This is a genomic window from Leptospira langatensis (genome assembly GCF_004770615.1).
Classification (GTDB): Bacteria; Spirochaetota; Leptospiria; order Leptospirales; family Leptospiraceae; genus Leptospira_B; species Leptospira_B langatensis.
The window spans coordinates 105,218-125,068 of record NZ_RQER01000002.1; the positions used below are offsets into that span (position 1 = coordinate 105,218).

The 19,851-nt window shown below is 44.2% G+C and carries 16 protein-coding genes; 12 read left to right on the forward strand and 4 right to left on the reverse strand.

The genetic code is table 11. The features are described 5' to 3' along the window. Nucleotides 1-43 precede the first annotated feature (43 nt). Nucleotides 44-1,642 (forward strand): glycosyl hydrolase family 18 protein, encoded by a 1,599-nt coding sequence (locus EHO57_RS03315; RefSeq protein WP_135642877.1) that lies wholly within the window; start codon nt 44-46, stop codon nt 1,640-1,642. Next, nucleotides 1,629-2,585 carry an L-threonylcarbamoyladenylate synthase gene (locus EHO57_RS03320; RefSeq protein WP_135642879.1) on the forward strand — a complete coding sequence of 319 codons (957 nt, stop codon included), beginning with the start codon at nt 1,629-1,631 and terminating at the stop codon, nt 2,583-2,585. The genes EHO57_RS03315 and EHO57_RS03320 overlap by 14 nt, the downstream gene beginning before the upstream one ends. Nucleotides 2,586-2,689: 104 nt before the next feature. Here EHO57_RS03320 and EHO57_RS03325 read toward each other — a convergent pair whose 3' ends face one another. Next, nucleotides 2,690-4,330: a S49 family peptidase gene (locus EHO57_RS03325; RefSeq protein WP_246050509.1), complete on the reverse strand. Its 1,641-nt coding sequence runs from the start codon at nt 4,328-4,330 to the stop codon at nt 2,690-2,692. A gap of 197 nt (nt 4,331-4,527) precedes the next feature. Between EHO57_RS03325 and uvrA the strand changes: the two genes are divergently transcribed. Both uvrA and EHO57_RS03335 read left to right on the forward strand, forming a co-directional pair. After that, nucleotides 4,528-7,362 (forward strand): excinuclease ABC subunit UvrA, encoded by a 2,835-nt coding sequence (uvrA, locus tag EHO57_RS03330; RefSeq protein WP_135642884.1) that lies wholly within the window; start codon nt 4,528-4,530, stop codon nt 7,360-7,362. A 24-nt stretch (nt 7,363-7,386) separates the two neighbouring features. After that, nucleotides 7,387-8,445, forward strand: a complete 1,059-nt coding sequence (locus EHO57_RS03335; protein ID WP_135642886.1) for an acyl-CoA dehydrogenase middle domain-containing protein — start codon at nt 7,387-7,389, stop codon at nt 8,443-8,445. 80 nt (nt 8,446-8,525) lie between these two features. Here EHO57_RS03335 and EHO57_RS03340 read toward each other — a convergent pair whose 3' ends face one another. Both EHO57_RS03340 and EHO57_RS03345 read right to left on the reverse strand, forming a co-directional pair. Continuing rightward, complete coding sequence (locus EHO57_RS03340) at nt 8,526-9,548, reverse strand: cation diffusion facilitator family transporter (protein WP_135642888.1); 1,023 nt, start codon at nt 9,546-9,548, stop codon at nt 8,526-8,528. Between the two features lie 19 nt (nt 9,549-9,567). Beyond that, complete coding sequence (locus tag EHO57_RS03345) at nt 9,568-10,599, reverse strand: OmpA family protein (RefSeq protein ID WP_135642890.1); 1,032 nt, start codon at nt 10,597-10,599, stop codon at nt 9,568-9,570. Nucleotides 10,600-10,738: 139 nt separating this feature from the next. Here EHO57_RS03345 and mgtE point away from each other — a divergent pair, with 139 nt between their 5' ends. From mgtE to EHO57_RS03365, 4 genes are all read left to right on the forward strand, one after another. Beyond that, nucleotides 10,739-12,133 carry a magnesium transporter gene (mgtE, locus tag EHO57_RS03350; RefSeq protein ID WP_135642893.1) on the forward strand — a complete coding sequence of 465 codons (1,395 nt, stop codon included), beginning with the start codon at nt 10,739-10,741 and terminating at the stop codon, nt 12,131-12,133. Nucleotides 12,134-12,179: 46 nt separating this feature from the next. Beyond that, on the forward strand, nt 12,180-12,815 hold the full coding sequence (locus tag EHO57_RS03355; RefSeq protein WP_135642895.1) for an LA_2219 family laminin/E-cadherin/plasminogen-binding protein: 636 nt from the start codon (nt 12,180-12,182) through the stop codon (nt 12,813-12,815). Between the two features lie 201 nt (nt 12,816-13,016). Further along, a complete protein-coding gene (locus tag EHO57_RS03360) occupies nt 13,017-13,454 on the forward strand; it encodes a hypothetical protein (protein ID WP_135642897.1) in 438 nt (145 codons plus the stop codon). Nucleotides 13,455-13,487: 33 nt separating this feature from the next. Next, complete coding sequence (locus EHO57_RS03365; RefSeq protein WP_135642899.1) at nt 13,488-14,405, forward strand: hypothetical protein; 918 nt, start codon at nt 13,488-13,490, stop codon at nt 14,403-14,405. Between the two features lie 31 nt (nt 14,406-14,436). Here EHO57_RS03365 and mdtD read toward each other — a convergent pair whose 3' ends face one another. Then, the gene (gene mdtD, locus EHO57_RS03370; protein WP_135642901.1) at nt 14,437-15,849 is read right to left on the reverse strand and encodes a multidrug transporter subunit MdtD; all 1,413 of its coding nucleotides are present in this window, start codon (nt 15,847-15,849) and stop codon (nt 14,437-14,439) included. A 232-nt stretch (nt 15,850-16,081) separates the two neighbouring features. Here mdtD and EHO57_RS03375 point away from each other — a divergent pair, with 232 nt between their 5' ends. From EHO57_RS03375 to EHO57_RS03390, 4 genes are all read left to right on the forward strand, one after another. Next, nucleotides 16,082-17,059, forward strand: coding sequence for a patatin-like phospholipase family protein (locus EHO57_RS03375; protein WP_135642903.1), 978 nt, complete (start codon nt 16,082-16,084; stop codon nt 17,057-17,059). 151 nt (nt 17,060-17,210) lie between these two features. After that, nucleotides 17,211-17,831 (forward strand): hypothetical protein, encoded by a 621-nt coding sequence (locus EHO57_RS03380; RefSeq protein WP_135642905.1) that lies wholly within the window; start codon nt 17,211-17,213, stop codon nt 17,829-17,831. A 453-nt stretch (nt 17,832-18,284) separates the two neighbouring features. Continuing rightward, the gene (locus EHO57_RS03385; protein WP_135642907.1) at nt 18,285-18,818 is read left to right on the forward strand and encodes a phage neck terminator protein; all 534 of its coding nucleotides are present in this window, start codon (nt 18,285-18,287) and stop codon (nt 18,816-18,818) included. Between the two features lie 3 nt (nt 18,819-18,821). Beyond that, complete coding sequence (locus tag EHO57_RS03390; RefSeq protein ID WP_135642909.1) at nt 18,822-19,850, forward strand: DUF3383 family protein; 1,029 nt, start codon at nt 18,822-18,824, stop codon at nt 19,848-19,850. The last annotated feature ends 1 nt before the right edge of the window (nt 19,851 follow it).

Genomic DNA, 19,851 nt, shown 5'->3' on the forward strand with positions numbered 1-19,851 from the left:
TTTATTTTTTGCCTCCGCGATTCGATATATACATAGAGCTCAAATGAATCCAAACGATGAACCATTTACCCCAGAGGACTTAAGCCGTCCCGTTCCTTACCAACCAAAGAAGCAGTCTTTTCTACACACAGGGATTGTAAGCTTCACTTGGATCGTGCTTTCCGGAATTTCTTTTTATCTTGGGATCCAAGCCTTAAAGGAACGTCCTGACCAAAAACAGGAAGCCCCTGCGGTTGCGGAGGCTCCGATCCAGCTCCAGAATGTAGGAGTGAAGTCCGAACTCGTGCCGAGCGGCGCCTGGGAGGACCTTAAAAAATGGTGGAATTCTACTCTACCGAACTCTTCTTCCGATGGTTCTACCGAAGAAGGGAAAACCTCCGTGGTTCCCGTAGCCATGGAAGATGATACCGCTTTCCGTGCCTCTACCTGGTTCTCGGACTATGAGGCGATGAAGAGGACTGTCCATCTATACAATGAAATTCATCCCTTTATTTATGGATTCAAGGGAAGAGAGACGAATAACGGAGATCTGTATTCTCTTTGGGGAAGTGCCCAAAAGCATGCAAGAGTTGCCGAACTTCGTTCCTTAAATCCTAGGGTAAAGATCATCCCGACCATTTTCCGTTGGGAAAATAAGAATGAGAAGATCGCAGAGAATATCGGACTGAACGGTCGCAACGATATCCGTGACAAACATATCCAGAACATTCTATACGAAGTAGATACCTATGGTTTCGACGGGATCGATATAGACTATGAAGGAATGAGCTGCGAGAAGAAGGAAAAATTCGAAGAGTTCATCGTACTTCTCTCCAAAGAGATCCATAAACGAGGAAAGTTACTCTCCGTTGCTGTCCATCCTAAGACAGCGGCTAAAAAAACCTCTTTAAAGGCTTGCAAGGGTCTAAAAGAAAAGATCAATATGGACTTCGCGGAAAATTGGAGAGGTCCTATGACACACGATTATGCGTTTCTAGCGAAACATGCGGATCGAGTGAAAGTGATGGCTTACGAACTTCATCCTCGCAAGTATAGAAACCCTGGTCCAGGACCTCAGGCGCCTAACGTATGGATACGAAATATCATTACTTACGCGAAAGAAAGAGTTCCCGCTAAGAAATTGTATATGGCGATCCCAACTTACGGATATGACTGGGCACTGAATTGCAATGCAAAGATCAAGTCCGTGTATTGGTCGGATGCTTTGAAACGCCAGCAATTGGGGATCACCAAACAGCCTACCAATATCAACCAGGTTATGGCGGATAATAAGAACTCTTCTTCTTGGACCAATCTTTCTAAGTTTAGCTGGGTTCACGAAGGAAAGACCTACGAAGATCCTAGTATCTGGTACAAATCGGAAGGTTGCGATCGTGTTGCCTTCTTCATGAATAGAAAGGCTTTTGAGGACAAGATGACCCTATTAAGATCTTATGATATAGGCGGGTTTTCTTTCTGGCAGCTTCTTTCGGACAACGACCCTGGTATCAATACCTACTTGGAACTTTTAGTGACGAATAAACTTCCCCCGGTTCCTAAGGCTGTTCCGGAAAAGGCGAATACTCCGGATGTGAAACAAGCTGCACCGGAAGAAGGGCAGGAAGAAGCTAAGTCCTCTGTTGAGGAAGTTGTTAAAAAATAAGGATACACTGATCACAGACGATCCCTCTCGGGCCGCTAGCGTCCTTAAGAAGGGTGGGATCGTCCTTTTTCCTACGGAAACAGTCTACGGCCTGGGTGCAAATTCCAGAAATTTCCAAGCCTGTCTTGAGATCTATAAGATCAAAAATCGTCCTGCGGATAATCCTCTAATCGTTCATCTTTCCGATCCGGGAGAGATCCCAAAAATAGCGAGCATGAACGCTTTTGCAAGATCTCTTGCTGCGTATTGCATGCCGGGACCGATTACATTCGTACTTTCTAAATTAGATAATTCTGTTTTTTCTACAGGACTTTCTACGCTCGCTGTCAGAGTCCCTTCTCATTCGACAGCGAACGAAATGTTGAGGGCATTTGGAGGACCTGTTTCGGCTCCTTCTGCGAATCTATCCGGGCAACCTTCTATCACTAGATTCTCGGATGCGGTTTCCGAATTCAAAGGAAAGGTGGATCTGATCTTAAAAGGGCCGGAGCCTACGATCGGTTTGGAATCGACTGTGATCGATCTTTCCGGACCTAAGCCACGGATCCTTCGTCCCGGATTCTGGAGTTTCGAGGACCTAAAGGATCTCCTGCCGGAGCTGGAAGACTTCGGTCCTGCGGACACTTCTTCTGACGAAGAGAAGCCCATGAGCCCCGGTACGAAATATAGACATTATGCGCCAGACGCAATTGTGTTCCTTGCAGAAGAAGGGGTTCGTCCAGAGGCAGATGCGGCTGCAATTGGGATCGGCCTTTTACCTGGTTGGAAGTACGGCCTGGACTTAAAAGACAATGCGGAGTATATGAGAAATCTATATTCTTTCTTTAGAGATTGCGATCGGCAAGGGATCACAAAGATCTATTGTTTTCCGCCATTGGAAGGAAAAGGAAAAGAAGCACTTTTGAATCGGATCCAAAAAGCCCAGGATTCCGGTTTAGCATAAAACGCCTGGGCCGTATTTCCAATCCCATCCCGAATGTCGGATCGGATGTATCGTTTTGAAATTCTTGTTTTGATCCGGATACTTTCCCATTTTACAATGCGATGTTATTTGGTTAACTCCGTCGCTATGTCGGAAAGATAGAGGATTTCCCTTGGATCTTCTTTCTTTTGTTTCTCCGAAAGTGATCTAAATGGAAATCCTGCGAATTGCAATCCAGGTTTCAGATCCTGGACGAGAGCCTTCCAGTTATACGTGCCTGGGAGATATTGGATATCTATCTTTTTTGCTCCCAGATCCGTTTTCAGTTTTTGTAATATATCCAGAAGACTGGAACAGGAATCCAAGAATCCCGCTTTTTGGAATCTGTCTCCTAGGAATACTCTACCTTCTCCCCACTTGGATTCCAGTTCCGCGAAAGTTTTCTGTCTGGCTTCTGTGACTCTGGAGTAAAATACATCCCTGGATCGAAGCACTTCTTTCTTTAGGAATTGCTCCGATTGGGGAGAAAGTTTCCCATACTCGGAAAGAATGTCCCGATGCGGATAGAATCCGATCCTTTCCTTCTTGATCCCGAATTTATCATACAGTTTCTTGAGCTCGAACCGTAGCATGACGGCTCCTATGGAACCTACTACGGAATAAGGGGTTCCATGGATCTCTTTGGTTCCGCAGGCAAGATAATATCCTCCGGAAGCGGCAACGTTCAGAACATAGGTAATGACCGGTTTCATTTGCGAGAGTTTTTTGATCTCTCGGTAGAGTAGCTCGGAAACGAGAGCACTTCCGCCGGGGGAGTTCATTTCCAGAACGACTGCTTTTACTTTCGGGTCTTCTTTTAATTCCTTGAAGATCTCTTGGTAATAGCGAAAGGAAACCTGTCTCGATCTAAAATCTTCTTCTCTTCCTAGATCGGGAAGGATATTTCCCTGGATGGGGACGATTGCGACTATAGGTAAGGATCTGGAGAGAAGGCTGAAATTCTTTTTCTTATTGTACAATCGTAAGCCGCTCGCGGTTAACTTTTTGTATTCAGGCCTTGCGTCTTCCGTTTCTTTCTTATAATCCTTATGCAGATAATTCTCTTCGAATTCATCTTCTTCTAAGAAATCCGTTAAAAATCCGATCTCTTTCAATTTCTCGGCGCTTAGGATCGGTTGCTCTAATACTTTAAGAGCCAAGCCGGAAGTATTCCGAAAACCGAATTCGAGTAATTCCTTTTGGTCGGAGAGAAGGGATTCTATATTCTTCTTGGCCGGGGCCGAAAAGGAAGTCCTTTGAAAGGTCTCTCCGAAAGCCTTGAATGCTCCACTCGCGTATGCCTCTACTCCGATTCCGTATTTCTTAGCAGTCGCTCCGAAGAAGTAAGGCTCTGCGGAAGGAAGCACCGGAAAGAATTCCGCTGCGGAAGAGGAATATCTGGATTTGCAGAAAGATAAAAGAAGTAATGCCTTGGTACCACCACCTAAGCAATACCCCGAGGTTTGGATCCCCTTGTCGTTCAAGGCTTGGATGGCTTGGCAGATATTCCAAACTTCTCCAAATCCATACTCCGGATTAGAAATTTGAAAGGAAACTTTTCGCAAACCTGGGACCATACTAAGTGCTTTCAGTCCCAATAGAAAATCCACTAAGAAAGGCGACTCTTCCTTAGAGACCAAGAGACGAACTAAGAAAGATTTCTTATCATAAGAGAAAGAAGAAGGGATCTCTAGATAGATATGATTTCCTTTTCGAAGGCTCCACAAAAGAATCCGCACTCCCTGAAAAAAAATCCGTATCGGTGAAAAGAGCAGGGAGAAAAGAGTTTTAATCATTGGAAAGTCCTTTTGTCGACCAAAGTAATACCGTGTTTTATTCCGGAAAACGTAAAATTCCGAAATGAAAACCGCTTTTCAGCCAGAGTTTCGGGATTTTATCTGAATCAAGAGAGAGGGTTAGAAGTTTGGATCATATCAAGATCAGAGGAGCGAGAGAGCATAATCTCAAAAATATCAGTTTAGATATTCCCAGAGACAAACTCGTTGTGATCACGGGTCTTTCTGGGTCCGGAAAATCCTCTCTTGCATTCGATACTATCTATGCGGAAGGACAGAGAAGATATGTGGAGAGTCTTTCTGCATATGCTCGCCAATTCTTGGGGCAAATGGAGAAACCGGATCTAGATCTGATCGAAGGACTTTCTCCGGCCATTTCTATCGAACAGAAAACCACTCACAGGAACCCTAGATCCACTGTAGGTACAGTTACCGAGATCTACGATTATCTTCGTCTTCTTTATGCAAGGATTGGAAAGCCTCATTGTCCTATCTGTGGCACTGCTATCCAATCCCTTTCGGTGGACCAGATCACGGACCGGATCCTGAGCTATCCGGAAGGCACTAAGATCCAACTCCTTTCTCCTATTGTCTCCGGAAAAAAGGGAGAGCATAAGGACGTTTTAGAAAAGATCCGTAAGGACGGTTTCAATCGGATCCGATTGAACGGAGAGATCAAGACCCTAGACGAAGAGATCGTCCTAAAGAAGAGTTTTAAGGCAACCATCGAGATCGTTGTGGATCGCTTGGTCATCAAGGATGGAATCCGTTCTCGTTTGGCCGATTCCATCGAGACCTCTCTTAAACAATCGGATGGGATCCTACTTATGGATGATGGAAAGAAGGATGTTACCTTCTCCCAAAAACTATCCTGTCCGAATCACCCGGAAGAATCCCTTCCTGAATTATCTCCTAGGTTATTCTCATTCAATTCGCCGTACGGCGCTTGTGAGACCTGTGATGGACTCGGCAGTTTGTTAGAATTCGACGAGGATCTTCTGGTCTCAGATCCGGAGCTATCCTTGGTCGAAGGCGCCATCGAAGCCTGGGCGGGTTCTAAGAGCAGTAGCTATTGGTTTTTGACGACTGTTCACTCTTTAGCTAAGAAATTAAAATTCGATTATAATACTCCTTGGAAGAACCTTCCGAAGAAGATCAGAGATACCATTCTTTACGGGGATAAGAACTTAAAGATAGATTACGATTTCCGGAACGATAAATCCCATTATGAATTCAGTAGAGAATTCGAGGGAGTGATCCCGAATCTAAAGCGCAGGTATAAGGAAGGCTCAGAGGCTCGTCGCCAACAACTCGAAGGTTTTATGACAAACCATTCATGTCCCTCCTGCGAGGGTAAACGGTTAAGGCCTGTAAGTCTCGCAGTAAAAGTAAATGGCACCACGATCGATACATTTTCGGGATTTAGCGTAGAGAACGGACTAGAATTCGTTAAAGCGATGAAGTTAAAGGGGAGCGACGAAGTGATTGCCCGCCCGATCCTAAAGGAGATCCAACAGAGATTGACCTTCTTGAACGATGTGGGTGTCGGGTATCTAAGCCTAGAACGCTCCGCCGGCACACTTTCTGGGGGAGAAGCACAGAGGATCCGCCTGGCTACCCAGATCGGTTCTCGTCTCCAAGGAGTTCTCTATATTCTGGATGAACCTTCGATCGGTTTGCACCAGAGGGATAATACCAAGCTCATCAATACTCTAAAGGAGCTGAGGGATCTTGGGAACACAGTTCTAGTCGTGGAGCACGACCAGGAAACTATGGAAGAAGCGGACTGGTTGATAGACATGGGACCGGGAGCGGGAGTCCACGGAGGTTCCGTGGTTTCTTCCGGTACTCCGGAAGAAGTTGCCAAGGATAAGTCTTCTTTAACCGGTAAGTATCTTTCCGGAAAGGCCTTCATTCCGCTTCCCCAATCGGTACGACCTGGAAATGGGAAGAAGCTGAAGATCGTAAACGCCAAAGAGAATAATCTCAAGAATGTCTCCGTAGAGATCCCTCTTGGAAAGCTGATCGTGGTTACCGGAGTCTCCGGTTCCGGAAAATCCACTCTCATCAATGATATCCTGTACAATGCTGCCGCTCATAAGGTAATGAAAATGAGAACGGTTTGGGGCAAGCATGAGAAGATCACTGGCCTCGAAGAAATCGATAAGATCATCAATATAGACCAATCGCCGATCGGAAGGACCCCTAGATCCAATCCTGCGACCTATACCGGGCTTTTCACCGTAGTTCGGGATATGTTCGCTCAGTTAGAAGACTCCAAGCTTAGAGGATATAATCCCGGAAGATTTAGCTTTAATGTGAGCGGAGGACGCTGCGAGACCTGCGAAGGAGACGGGATCCTGAAGATAGAGATGCATTTCCTTCCGGATGTGTATGTGACCTGCGATGTATGCAAAGGAAAACGATATAATCAGGAAACATTAGAAGTTCGTTATAAAGGAAAGAATATCTACGAGATCTTGGAAATGACAGTCGAAGATTCGATCTCGTTCTTCGAGAATATCCCTGCCTTGAAACGAAAACTGGAAACCTTGGGCGAAGTCGGTCTCGGTTATATCAAACTGGGACAGCCTGCCACCACATTCTCCGGAGGAGAGGCACAGAGGATCAAGCTCGCTACGGAATTGTCCAAACGACCTACCGGAAAGACTCTCTATATCCTGGATGAACCTACTACCGGGCTTCATTTCGAGGACGTAAGACATTTGATGTCCGTTCTTCATACTCTTGTGGACCGAGGAAACTCCATGATCGTGATCGAACACAATCTGGATGTGATCAAACAAGCGGATTGGATCATAGATCTGGGCCCGGAAGGAGGAGATGGTGGAGGGACCATTATCGCGGAAGGAACTCCTGCCGAGATCGCTAAGGTCAAAGAATCCTTTACAGGCCAATATCTGAAGAAGGTGCTGAACGGGCACGGGAAGAAGGCCGGCTGATCCTCGTGGCGATATTATAAAAACATGATAGATTTAAGAGATAAACTCGAATCTTTTCCTGGGGGAGAATTTCGTACTGTTTATAGATCCTCTCTTCCGGAGATCGCAAAGGCAGGCTTATTCGTAGCCCTAGAGGAAGGAAGATACAGGGAATTTCACGAAAAGCTTTTCCTTCTTCCGTCCTTTCCGCATGGAATCGGAGTCGGGGTCGGGATCATGGCCCAAACCAATGTAGCAGGAAAGATCCTACGCATGGTTTCGGGAAAGGAAAATGGAGTCCCTACAAAGCCCGGCACCAAAGAACTGGCAGCTACGATCCTCGATCGATTGAGTAGTGGGCTTGGGATCTTGGGCCTCGGAGTGAGCGAGCCGGAATGGATGGGAAAACTCACAAACCTCAAGTCGGTGGCGAGATGTCTGCCGAGTGGAGAGCTAGAATTAGATTTTTATAAAGGATTCGTGACCAATGGCGCGGATGCGGAAGGATTTCTCGTAGTCACAAAGAAAGAAGGAAGTTCCGACTACGGTGTCTATTATATCCCGAGAGATATTGCCGGACTAGAATTAGAAGAATTCCATTTGGAATATGCGATGGAAGCGACCCATTGCAAGATCAAGGGGGAGAAGCTTCGCATTCCCGCAGAATATTCTTTCGTGGACGATTATGCGAAACTAGGCGCGGATATCCATCTTTCGGAAATGCTTTCTGCTGCTGTCCTGTTTTCAGGAGCTATGCGAAAGGTAGTCGCGGACCTAAGCCAAGGCTCTGAGTGCAGAGAAAGATTCGCCGTTCTTGGAAAGCTCTGGGATCTCAGCGGACTACTTTACGGAAAATGCATGGAGATCTCGGACAAGAAGGATAAGGACCCGGATTATAAGATAGAAGTGGATCATCCGTACGGTTACGAGGCCGTCCTAGACGAATGCTTTAGCATTCTGGATGGAATTCCTAATTTCGATCGTAGAAAGGAGTATCCTGATCTAGGATTATTCTCGTCGATCCATCCTGCCAGAAGTCCTGTTTATATCAAGAACCGATTGAAACAGTCTAGAGAGTGGAGAAAATTCGGCTCTCTGAAATAGATCTATAGATCCCGGCCAAGCAGTCTTACCTCTTGGTCTTTTAGATCCTAGATCTTCTCAACGCTTAGGTCTTTATCAATTCAATGTGAATGGTGATGAGCCGGATGATCGTGAGTATGATGGTGATGTCCCCATTCTTCCGAATCGATATCGTGCAGAGTCTTGGCTACAATACCCTCGATCGTTTGGGTCGTTTTAGGATCCTCTAATTGAAGGTAGATCTGTTCGAATTTCCATTCCCCTCTTAGAAGCTCATACGCATTTTTTAATATCATCTTAGGATCCGATTTGGAAGCGATCTGCAATCGGAACGCAGAGGCGTGGATCCCTTTCGTTAGAGTCCAGGTATGAGCGGAGAGGATATTCTCCACACCTTCTATCTCTAATATATCTTTCTTTAGATGATCCCATTCTTCATGAGTAGGAGAAGCTTCTAGAAGGATGAGAATGCTTTCCTTCAGAATGATCACAGCAGATCTAAGAATGATTATGGAAAGAAGGAGACTGATCAGAGGATCGATCCAGACCCAGCCCACGAATCGGATCAGAATGGCTCCGGCAAGTACGGCCAAGGTGCCTAAGAGATCGCTTAGAACATGTAAGTAGGCGGATCTAAGATTGATATTGTCCGCCGCGATCCGTTTCAAAAGCCAAACGGAGAGAAGGTTCAATGCAATCGTTCCCAAGCTGAATACCAACATGGAATCAGGGGCGATATCGTGATGGGACTGAAATCTATGGATCGCTTCTATGATGATGTAGATAGAGATCCCGGAGATCAGGATGGAATTGCAAAATGCAGCAAACACTTCTACCCGGAAGAAGCCGAAGTTCATTTTGGAAGTCGGTTTTCTGTCCGAGATCCAAACTGCGAATATGCTTAAGAGAAATGCGAAAGAGTCCGAGATCACATGTCCTGCGTCTGCAAGAAGGGCAAGGCTCTTGCTTTCCGCAGAACCGAATATCTCCCAGGAAAAGATAAGAATAGAAAGAAGGAACGCAAACACAAGAGTGCGTATCGTATCCTTTCGCTTGGGACGAAGAATGGCCTGCCTTAAAAAGGGTTCCAGGTTCGATAGGGATGTTGTAAGATTCTTATCCAAGGGAAAACTTCAGAGGGACTTAATGGCTTTTTCCGCTCTGAGGCTCTAGGACTATATCCACTCTTCGGTTCAGAGATCGATTTTCTGCGCTATCGTTGGAAACGATGGGTTGGTGCTCCCCATATCCTGCGGCGGAAAAGTTCCTGCCATCCAGGCTCTTGCTCTCTAATAAAAAGCGAAGTACAGAAAGAGCTCTCTCTGTGGATAACTGCCAGTTGTCTTGGAATTTCTTGTTCTTGATCGGGATATTGTCCGTATGTCCTTCTACGATGATCAGGTTTCCGGGGTAGTTTGCTAGGATCTCCTTGATCTTGTCCAAGGCGGGAAAGATCTGCTTTTTCAAGTCTGCGGAGCCGGAATCGAAGGAGATCTGATCGTCAATATTGATCACGAGTCGATTATGGAATCGTTTCACTCGGATCTGTCCTTTTGCGATCTCGCCGGAAAGCTTGGATTCCAGTTCGTTTGCCTGTTCGGAAAGACGATTGAGTTCTCTTTTTTGGTTCTCGCTCAGGTTTTCGAGTTTAGCGATCTGGTCTGTAAGAGACTGGATACGTGCCTCGAGGCTAGCGATCTTAGTTTCGTAATCCCTCTTCATTGCGTCCATTTTTTGGATGCAATTCAGCTTTTCTTTTTCCAGTTCTGATTTCAGGTCTGCGATCAGGTCCTGGTATTTCTTGGATTGCTTTTCATTCTCCTCGATCAGCTCCTTCTCCTTATTGCTGCTTTTGGCTTTGAGAAGGGAAATTTGATTTTCCAGGGCCTTGATCAGGTCGGAGTAAAGATCCTTGTCTTTTTCTCGAAAGGTTTTCTCGTTCGCGAGCTGGTCCTCAAGGCTTTTGATCCTGCCGTCTAAGGAGGCTTTTTCCTTTTTCGAGTTCTCGGATTCGTTCCTGTATCTGAGTCTCAAGGAATCTAACTCTAGTTCCATAGTCACTTTTTCGTTATAAAGCTTATTGTATTCCCAAGGAAAATAGAATGCGTCGGAGAATATAGGAAGGGCGATGGTGAATAGAATGACCGGTGTAAGTCGGAAAAAAAACTGTTTCATAGTCGGATAAGGAGACACTAGGTTCTATTCTAAGCCTTCCGGCCCATCGTCAAATGAAAAACACAGAACCGAAAAATCAGGAAAGTCATTGAACGAGTAAATTCCCTCAGGATTCTGTCGAAAGGGGAGGAAAGCCGAAATGGACGAAACAAACAGCACAAAGGAAATTTCTTCCACGAAGGCTCAGACAACATCTGCCGAATGGATGGAGTCCTTCTCCGAAAAAGTAGAAAAGAAAGATAGCGAATATCTGCGCGCCTTCACTTCTTCCAACCACCCGGCGGATATCGCCGAAGTCTTGGAAAGGCTGGATATAGACGAAGCATTTTACGTATTTAAGCTTTGCGATTCTGAAATGCAGTCCCAGATCCTGGTAGAGTTCGACGAGGACTTGCAGGCGGATCTCATCTCGCGGCTGAATATGCAGGAGATCTCTCCCATTGTGGAGAATCTGGAACCGGACGATGTCACGAACCTGATCTCCGAAGTCTCCAAGGAGAAGGCCGAAGAGATCCTGAACTCTCTCGACAGAGAAGACTCTTCCCAGATCCGAAAGCAGTTGAATTTTAGGGAGTATACCGCGGGTCGTTTAATGACCACGGAATTCGCTTCCGCATTCGAGGCGGACACGGTCCGAAAAGCAATTATCAAACTAAGAAGGGTCGCAAAAGAGACGGACGATATCTATCTTCTCTATGTCACCGATTCTGAAAACCACTTAAAAGGTTTTATCAAACTCAAGGATCTCTTTCTTGCACCTCTCAACCAAAAAGTGAGTCGGCTCGTTAAGGAAGAGGTCTTCTCCATTCATTACGATACGGACCAGGAAGAAGTGGCACGGATGTTCCGTAAATACGACTTAGTATCCGCTGCTGTGGTGGACGATCTGGATCGGATCATCGGTAGGATCACAGTGGATGATATCTTGGACATCGTCCAAGAAGAAGCGTCCGAAGATATCCTGCGTATGGGGGGAGTCTCGGAAGAAGAAAGACTAAATACTTCTATCTGGGATTCCATCCGAAGAAGATTGGTTTGGCTTATCTTTAATTTGGGCACTGCGACTATGGCGTCTTCTATGGTTTCTTTCTTTGAGAGCACGATCCAATCCCTTGTATTTCTAGCAGCGCTCATGCCGATCGTGGCGGGAATGGGCGGCAATGCAGGAACTCAGGCAATCACAGTTGTGGTACGTAATATTGCGACGGGGGATCTAGGGCCTTCTAACTGGAAGGTGGCCTTTCGTAAGGAAAGTCTGATCGGGCTCATTAACGGGATCACGATAGGATCGATCACTGGGCTGGCCGTATACTTCTTCTTTGGGAAGCCTGCACTCGCAATGGTGATCTTTCTTGCCATGCTTGCAAATTTGATCATGGCGGCCTTGGTCGGAGCTTGTATCCCTATGGCGCTAAAACTACTAAAGATAGACCCGGCGATCGCTTCTTCTATCTTCGTGACTATGACAACGGACACGTTCGGCTTCTTTTGTTTCCTAGGTCTTGCCACACTGTTCTTGCAATATTTAGTATAGTTACGAAATTCGCATATAAATACAGATTTATTGGGTAGGAAATCCTATGATCCGTGCATCGTTCCTTCGTTCCTCCATGATTGGTTTGGTGGTTCCACTTTTCTTCTTCTTGGCATCCTGTGCTAGCGGCGGCTCCGTTCATAAACCGGAACAGCCAAAGGGAGAGATACTCCCGAATCCTGCCGGAGAATCGGAGGTTGTGATCAATGAAGAAGGGGACGAGGTCAAGATCACCACTTTGGATCCCCAATCATTCCAAGCAGTGTCCAAGGATAGCGCAGAATACTTTAGGGTCTATATTACAAGCGATACCTATCAGGTGAGACAGATCAGAGGCTCCAAATTCATTAAACGCAAAGTGGATAAGGGCGGAGACGCACTCATCAGCGAAGAATTAGTAAAATATAATAAGATCAATTTCACCGACGACGGGATCATATTAGTGATCTTGAATGGAAATACGGGAGCCGTGGAGACGATCCGATTCAATACCCGGGTCCCTCGCATCAACGATCTCGCAAAGATCATCCAAAATGACGTTACTCGCTGGTCCATGGAGCATTCGGAAGAGAAACCTGTCGTTACTAAGTATCAGATCCATTATTCTATTAAGTTAGAGAATAAGTCTGGGACCACCAGAGATGGTGTGAAGGAACAGTTGAAGAAGGAAGTTCGGAAGTAGGGATAATCTCTTTACAAACCGCACTGAATTAAAATTACCGCAGCCTTTCGTTGGTATTCAGAACCAACTTCCCGAGAGTGCTAAAAATTTTTTTCTTTTTGCAAATTCTATGGGCGACGCATGTCGTGAAAGAGGTTTCAAAATAGATAATAGTTGTTATCAAATTTTTTGACCTCAAAAATTAAAATAGGTAAAGGCAAAATGAAAAAGATATTTACCTCTGCATTGGGACTCGGTGTTGTCTTAGGACTGATTTCGCTTGTTAGCCTTGGCATTACAGTCTTGCTATTATATCCATATTCTCATAGCGGTCGACCCCCCAGAGCTTTGTCCCTGCTTTCTTATTCTATTTTGCTCTTTCCTACTCAGATCATGAGTTGCTTTTTTCTAAATTCACTCTCCAAGGAAATTTCTTACCCGCTATTCAAAAAGTTTTTGATAATTTCGTTTTTATGGACTATAGAGATCTGGATTTTGGAAGCACTTCTATTCGGCTTTCAGGAATATTTCACGAGGTTTATCAATGAAATATGGTATGACGGAGGTTTGCGCCATCTGGATATAGTGGTGGTTGCAGGAATAATGGGAGGAATACTTGATTTGTGGCGTAAAAAGAATAATCAGAATGAATCGATCTAGTTTCAGGAATTGTCTTTAGTCTCGTCGCTTTGCATGCGTCTTTCTCACTTTATATTTATGTTTACCCGCTTAACTTTCTCATTTCTTCTATTTTTATCCGCGTGTGATTGTAAGCAGGAATCCTCAAATCCACTGAAAGAGACTTCAATCCAAGACGAGCATGAAGCACCGGATTTAGAAAAATGCGCTGATGGAAAGTTAGTCACAAAGAAGGGAGATGATTGGGAAACCTGCGTTCGCCCAGAGCGAAACGTTTTCAGGCATATCCTAAAGAACGATCAAATTTTCGAAGTTAATCTCCAAAGCGAGAATACTCAAGGATCCCATACTCTTCATGATACAGTAGTTGTAAAATATAAGGGAAAAAAGGTTTTTTCTAGATCATATCTTGAAATTGAAACTTGGTCCCTCCGTTACGATAAAACCAAACACTTTCGAATTGGCGGATACGATGTGTTTGCGGTTATAACGTATACCGAGGGAGCTCATTGCTGTTCCGTCGTGGACGTAATCGCTTTAGATTCTAAAGACACCCTTTCAATATCTAATATTCCAACACCGGATGGAATTAGTTTCGAAGATGTTGATAAAGATGGTTTCATTGATGCGATTGCAGGAAACTATCTAGACTATTTCCACCAAAGTCATGCCGATTCAGCGGACGCATCTATTTTCTTTCGATTTAAAAACGGCAAGTTTGTACAAGATAAAAAAGCTTTTTCTAAGATATACGAAGGAGAGGCTGAAACGCTTATAAGCAATATTAATTCGAATAAAACAAATATAGAAAATCTTAATTCCGTGATTTCCGCTGCCTTCTATTATATTTATATTGGCAAAGAAAATTTGGCGAAAGAACTGATCTATAAATATGGAAAAGAAATTGAGCAGGACGAAATAAGTCCGGCCCAATTATTTAAAGATTTGCGTAAGCTCGTAAAAACGATTTAAGCCTTATCAAGTCATAGGTCCTCTATTTCCCTCAATCCAACAAATGCTCGTTCAAATGAACGATCTTTCCGTCTTCCGTCTTGAGTTGCCAGAAGATAAAGCTAGAAGAAAGAGTAATGAGTCCCATACACGCGAAAGTGCTTCGGAACGCTAAGATCATCTGTTCGGAGTGGATGCTCCCGAATAGATCTGTAAACGCTTCTAAGGCTGTGGCTGCGCAGGAAACTCCCATTCCCATGGCCAACATCTGGACCATAGAAAGCATTGTATTTCCACTGCTTGTGTATTCTTCAGTTAGATCCTTTAAGGCGAGTGTATTCATCGCCGTAAATTGCAATGAATTGAACGCTCCAAAGCAGAGCAACTGGATGGATATCAACCACCAGGCATGATTGGATTCACTTAGTAGAAAACTGCACATTGCGAACCCGACTAACAAAGTATTTGTCATGAGGACGATCCGATAGCCAAACTTGTAGATCAGGACGGGAACGAGTCTCTTGATCGCTATTCCTGCGATCGCCATAGGAAGCATCATGAGCCCCGCCTGAAAGGGAGAATATTCCATGTTCACTTGTAAGAACAACGGAACTAAAAATGGCATACTGGAGCTTCCTAAACGGGAGAATAAATTTCCGAGTAGCCCTATGCTTAAAGTGGGAATAGAGAAGATCTTAGGTGAGAAGAGGGGCTTGGGAGTCCTCGCCGCATGGATCCAGTAGGCGGTTAAACTTGCCAACCCGAAGATCGTAAGTAGTAATATGCCAGCTCTCTGTATTCCTAAGCTATAACTAGCGTCTAACGCCATGGAGAAGGTGACCATTCCGAATGCAAGTAACGCGTATCCTGTTAGATCAAATTTTGAGAGTTCGGAGAGTGGATCTCCTTCCATATAGATAGAGGCGGCGATAACACCTACGATCCCGACAGGTAGGTTGATCAAAAAGATCCAATGCCAAGACGCTGTTTCTACGAGCCATCCACCCAAGGTGGGTCCTACTAAAGGCCCGATCAGTCCGGGTATGGCAACGAAACTGATCGCCTGCAGGAATTCGGTTCTCGGTACCGATCGAAGCAATGCTAAGCGTCCCACGGGAAGAAGAAGTGCTCCACCAACTCCTTGCACGATCCGAGCTAGTACCAATTGGGTCAGGTTCCCTGAGGCTGCACAGAACAATGACCCGATCACGAATAAGGAAAGTGCTCCTATATAAACCTGTCTAGTCCCGAATTTGTCGGAGATCCAGCCTGAGGCCGGTATAAGCATCGCCATGGTGAGTAGGTAGACTACTACTACGGACTGCATTTTGAGAGGACTTGTTCCCATGCTCTTAGCGATTGCAGGAATGGCGGTATTGACTATCGTGCTATCCAGTGTTTGTACAAAGAAGCCACAGGCGACTAACCATAATAAAACTTTTGAATTCTTTTTATCTGAAGCCATAGATCCAAACCGCCTCGAGCAGGTAATATTACGTCGACGCTTCTACTTAATTTTCTTTTTTCACGATGTCATCCTAATATTCTCATCGAAAATGGGTAACTTTGTTTATACTGAATACACTATTTCTCTCTTGAAATTTTATAGTTTACTTTTATTAACTTCCTAAATCTTTGGGACCAAACGTGACTTCGCTTAACCCTATCTCGAGTGTGGAAAACTTATCAAGAATTTTATGAAACGAATATTACAAATTGATGGTGGTGGAATTTTAGGCATCATGCCTGCCTTGGTGCTCGTGCGTCTAGAGGCGCTGCTTAAAAAATTGAAGCGTAAAAGCCTCACAGACTCCTTCGATTTAATTACCGGCTCTTCCACTGGAGCAATTATTGGAGGAGCTGTCGCTGCAGGTGTTCCAATTCAGGCCATAGCAGATCTGTATATTAAAAAAGGTGCAAATCTTTTTACTCCGAGGAGCAAGTTAAATCCCGCAAATTGGATCAGACCGAAGTATGATCGAACCCCTTTTGTTACGGAACTGAACTCGATAAAAACGTCTGACGGAAAATTCTTAGGTCAACTTAAAATGAAAGATCTAAAGACTTCTTTTATGGCGACTTCCTTCAACTTATGCTCGCAAAGGACGCATTTCCTAAAGTCCTGGGACAAATCCGATGGACATCGAACATTAGCGGATGTGATTACTTGGTCTGCACTTTCTGCTGCCTATTATTTCGGTAAGATCAACGTTCCTGGCTTTAAATGGACTAATTATTCTCCCGATGGTAAAGAAAAGGTCGAAACCGGAGCGGTATTTCAGGATGGAGGGCAGGGAATTAATAATAATACGATCCATTACATCCTTACTGAGATCCTCGCAAATGACTGGGAAGACAAAGGAAGCCTAATCGTCTCTCTTGGGACAGGCAATGTGAGTTCCTACGTTTCGTATGCGGAAGCTTCCAAGACTGACTTCTTCCAACAGATCGCAAAGTATCCGTTCCAAGCCAGAAAAGAGTCTACCTTAGCACAGGTATTAGAAGCAGGCTATATCGCTCAAAAGAATCCGGATATGCGATTCCATCGTTTTGATACTCTTATCCAAGAAGAAGAGAACGAATTGGATAAAGTTGAATTCATAAACCGATTTGTGTCTTACGGTCAAAAAATTGCAGACACGCTGGATGAGAGTTTTATAAAAAAGAATTTTTAGCCCCTTTTTACTGACGCTGACGTTGCGGAAACTCTGATGGCGAAAAAGTTTTCGCCTAACTTTTGATATTTTCTTGCAAAATAGCTGATATCATTTTCTCTTTCCATCTAAATCGGGACCTATGAACTCATTAGATTTTACGGAAAGCCTTATGAAATATGGAGAGGAAAAATATGGCCTTCTCTATAATCGGTGGGTGCTTTTTGGCGTTAGAGGAATTAGCTCAGAAGAAGGTTCCGTAAATCTAAACAATGATGCGATTAATGAATACAATGACGCATTATTCCTAATCCGAAATCTGAACGGTTCCCTTGAATGTAAGACATATGTTTGCACGATCGACCCTGGAAGATATTGGTTGAACCATCCTATGAATCCGAATGGTACGGCGCGTATCGCTGAAGGAGTATATAAGTATACTTTAGGGATCCATCGGGGTCACAAGGCATTGACTCAGTATGCAAAAGTTACCGTAAATCGATATGCCATCCATGGAGCAGGCAAGCCTTGGTTTCAATGGAAGAGTGAATCTCCTTCTATGAAGGATACTGGTTTTTTTGCGATCGACATTCATGCTAAGAGTAGTACTTCGAAATATGTAGAGATGGCTAGTGCAGGCTGCACGGTCTTGAATTCAACTTGGACAGACGAACCTTGGAAAGAATTCTATTCCATAGTGGACGAGGCTATTTCTTCCCGCTTGCAGCCTTATCTCTGTTATTGCGTACTGAATCAGGATAGCGCACGTCCTCTTATTGATGCGGCTACCTAGCTAGAGTTTTTAAAATTCCTAGAATTCGCATAACGTATTTTGTTAATTATAGTATATTGAATATAACCTTTCTTTTTAAGTTTCCATAAAGGAAAGCCTCGCCTCGCGCTAAGAATATATAAGATTAGCTAGTCTACGTATTGATGTCCTTTTTCAGATACCATATGAGAAGGGCGCGAATACGAGCTTTCAAAAACGGATAAATGGGTTCTGTATCGTAGTATATTGCCTCATTTGATGAAAATTTAATAAAATTACATTTTTTCTTCTTGTCCCTGTCGGAATATTTCTTAATTATCGCTATTCGTAATATAAGAACCTAATTATAGTAAGTTTGCTATTTTTAATATATAAAATAACAAATTTAAGGTAGGTTCTCGTCAGTTTTATATCTCATTTTGGATATTGAGTGATTTTAGTATGTTTTATGGAAAATTTGGAGGCTAAACTGGGATGATTCCTGCCTCGGTGATGAACGTACTATTCACTAAGATCCAAACGGATACCTCCGTTGTTTTAGTACGATATGATCAAAGTCAGAATACATATCCGTACGGAACTTATAGGTCTTCTTCCTGTTTGGTAGAATCGGCTTACAGAAACGTTCGTTCTAACGCTGAGAAGGTAGGAGATCCTACAATCATACTCCAAACCCGACTAGAAAAATACCAAGATACATATTCATTCAATTTTTTTGATACACAAAACTTAGAGAACGCAAGATCCGCTGCGTTGAACGTCTTTCATTGGTTTGGAAAGGAAGATAATCGATCCTTTTGCAGAGAGCAGAGTGTCGTTCCTCGCATTATAGCTACTACTGTTCAAGATCGTAGCGTTCTCGAGGATTCCAGTTGGAAGTACCAAGTAGGCTTCGATATTCGATTTGATTACACGAACGAAGTGGGTTTAGAAATCGAGAAATTATCTACGATCAAGGTCGCAGAAGAATACGCGAGTCATAATCAAAATTTAGAGGTAGAGGTTTAAGCAATGGCATTTATTAACGATATCGTAATCGATATCACTCGAGGAACTCAGGGTTTGACGCAAAAATCGTTTCGTCCTTTGATATTGAAGGCTTCCGATACCACTGCGCCTCAGCTTACAAAGTATATTGTTTCCGATATTTCTGATGTGGTTTCTGCAGGCTTTGTCTCTACGACTGACGTATACAAAATGGCCGCGGCAATGTTTGCGCAATCTCCTAAGCCTCAAGACATCATGATCGCAATCTCCCCAGATGCGATCGGTACTGCATTGGATAAGCTTCGAGAGCTTGATGACAATTTCTATGCGATAACAATTACCGCTCGGGACAAAGAAGATCTAAATGCCGCCGGGACTTGGGCAAACAGTAACAAAAAGTTCTTCTTCGGTTGCTCTTCGGATCTTACCGCATTGAGCTCAAGAAATGTTGATCGTGAAGCCTATTTAATCCATAATAACTCTCCTTCTGATTTTCCGGAGTGTGCCTGGGTTGGGCAGAATATCCCCAAACAACCAGGCTCCACAACTTATAAGTGGAAAAGATTGAATGGCCAGAATGCATCTTCGTTTTCGAAAACAGATCTAACTTCTATCAGAAGTGAACATGGTCAAGCGTTGCAAGAACTGTCTGGGTCCATTTATGTGAATGAAGGAATTGCAACTTCGGGTGAGTTCATCGATGTAATTGTCGGGCAAGACTGGGTCGAAGACCAATTACAGACGAATCTGCTTTCTCTTCTTTTGAACAATGACAAGATCTCGTTAGACGATCCAGGCATTGCCCAAGTAGAGAGCGTGATACGAGATGTTCTGAAAAGAGCAGGCGACGCAGGTATCGTAGCAAGAGCTTCCTCTGAAGACGATCTGAGACTATCAGATGACAAGGTATATATGAGCCAAGTTTTCGTTCCGACTAGAGCGGAGATATCTCCGACGGATCGAGCTAATCGGACCTTAGATGGAATTCGATTCGTTTATTATCTCGCCGGTGCGATCCATAAAGTGAACGTGAACGGCCTAATTACTGTTTAAG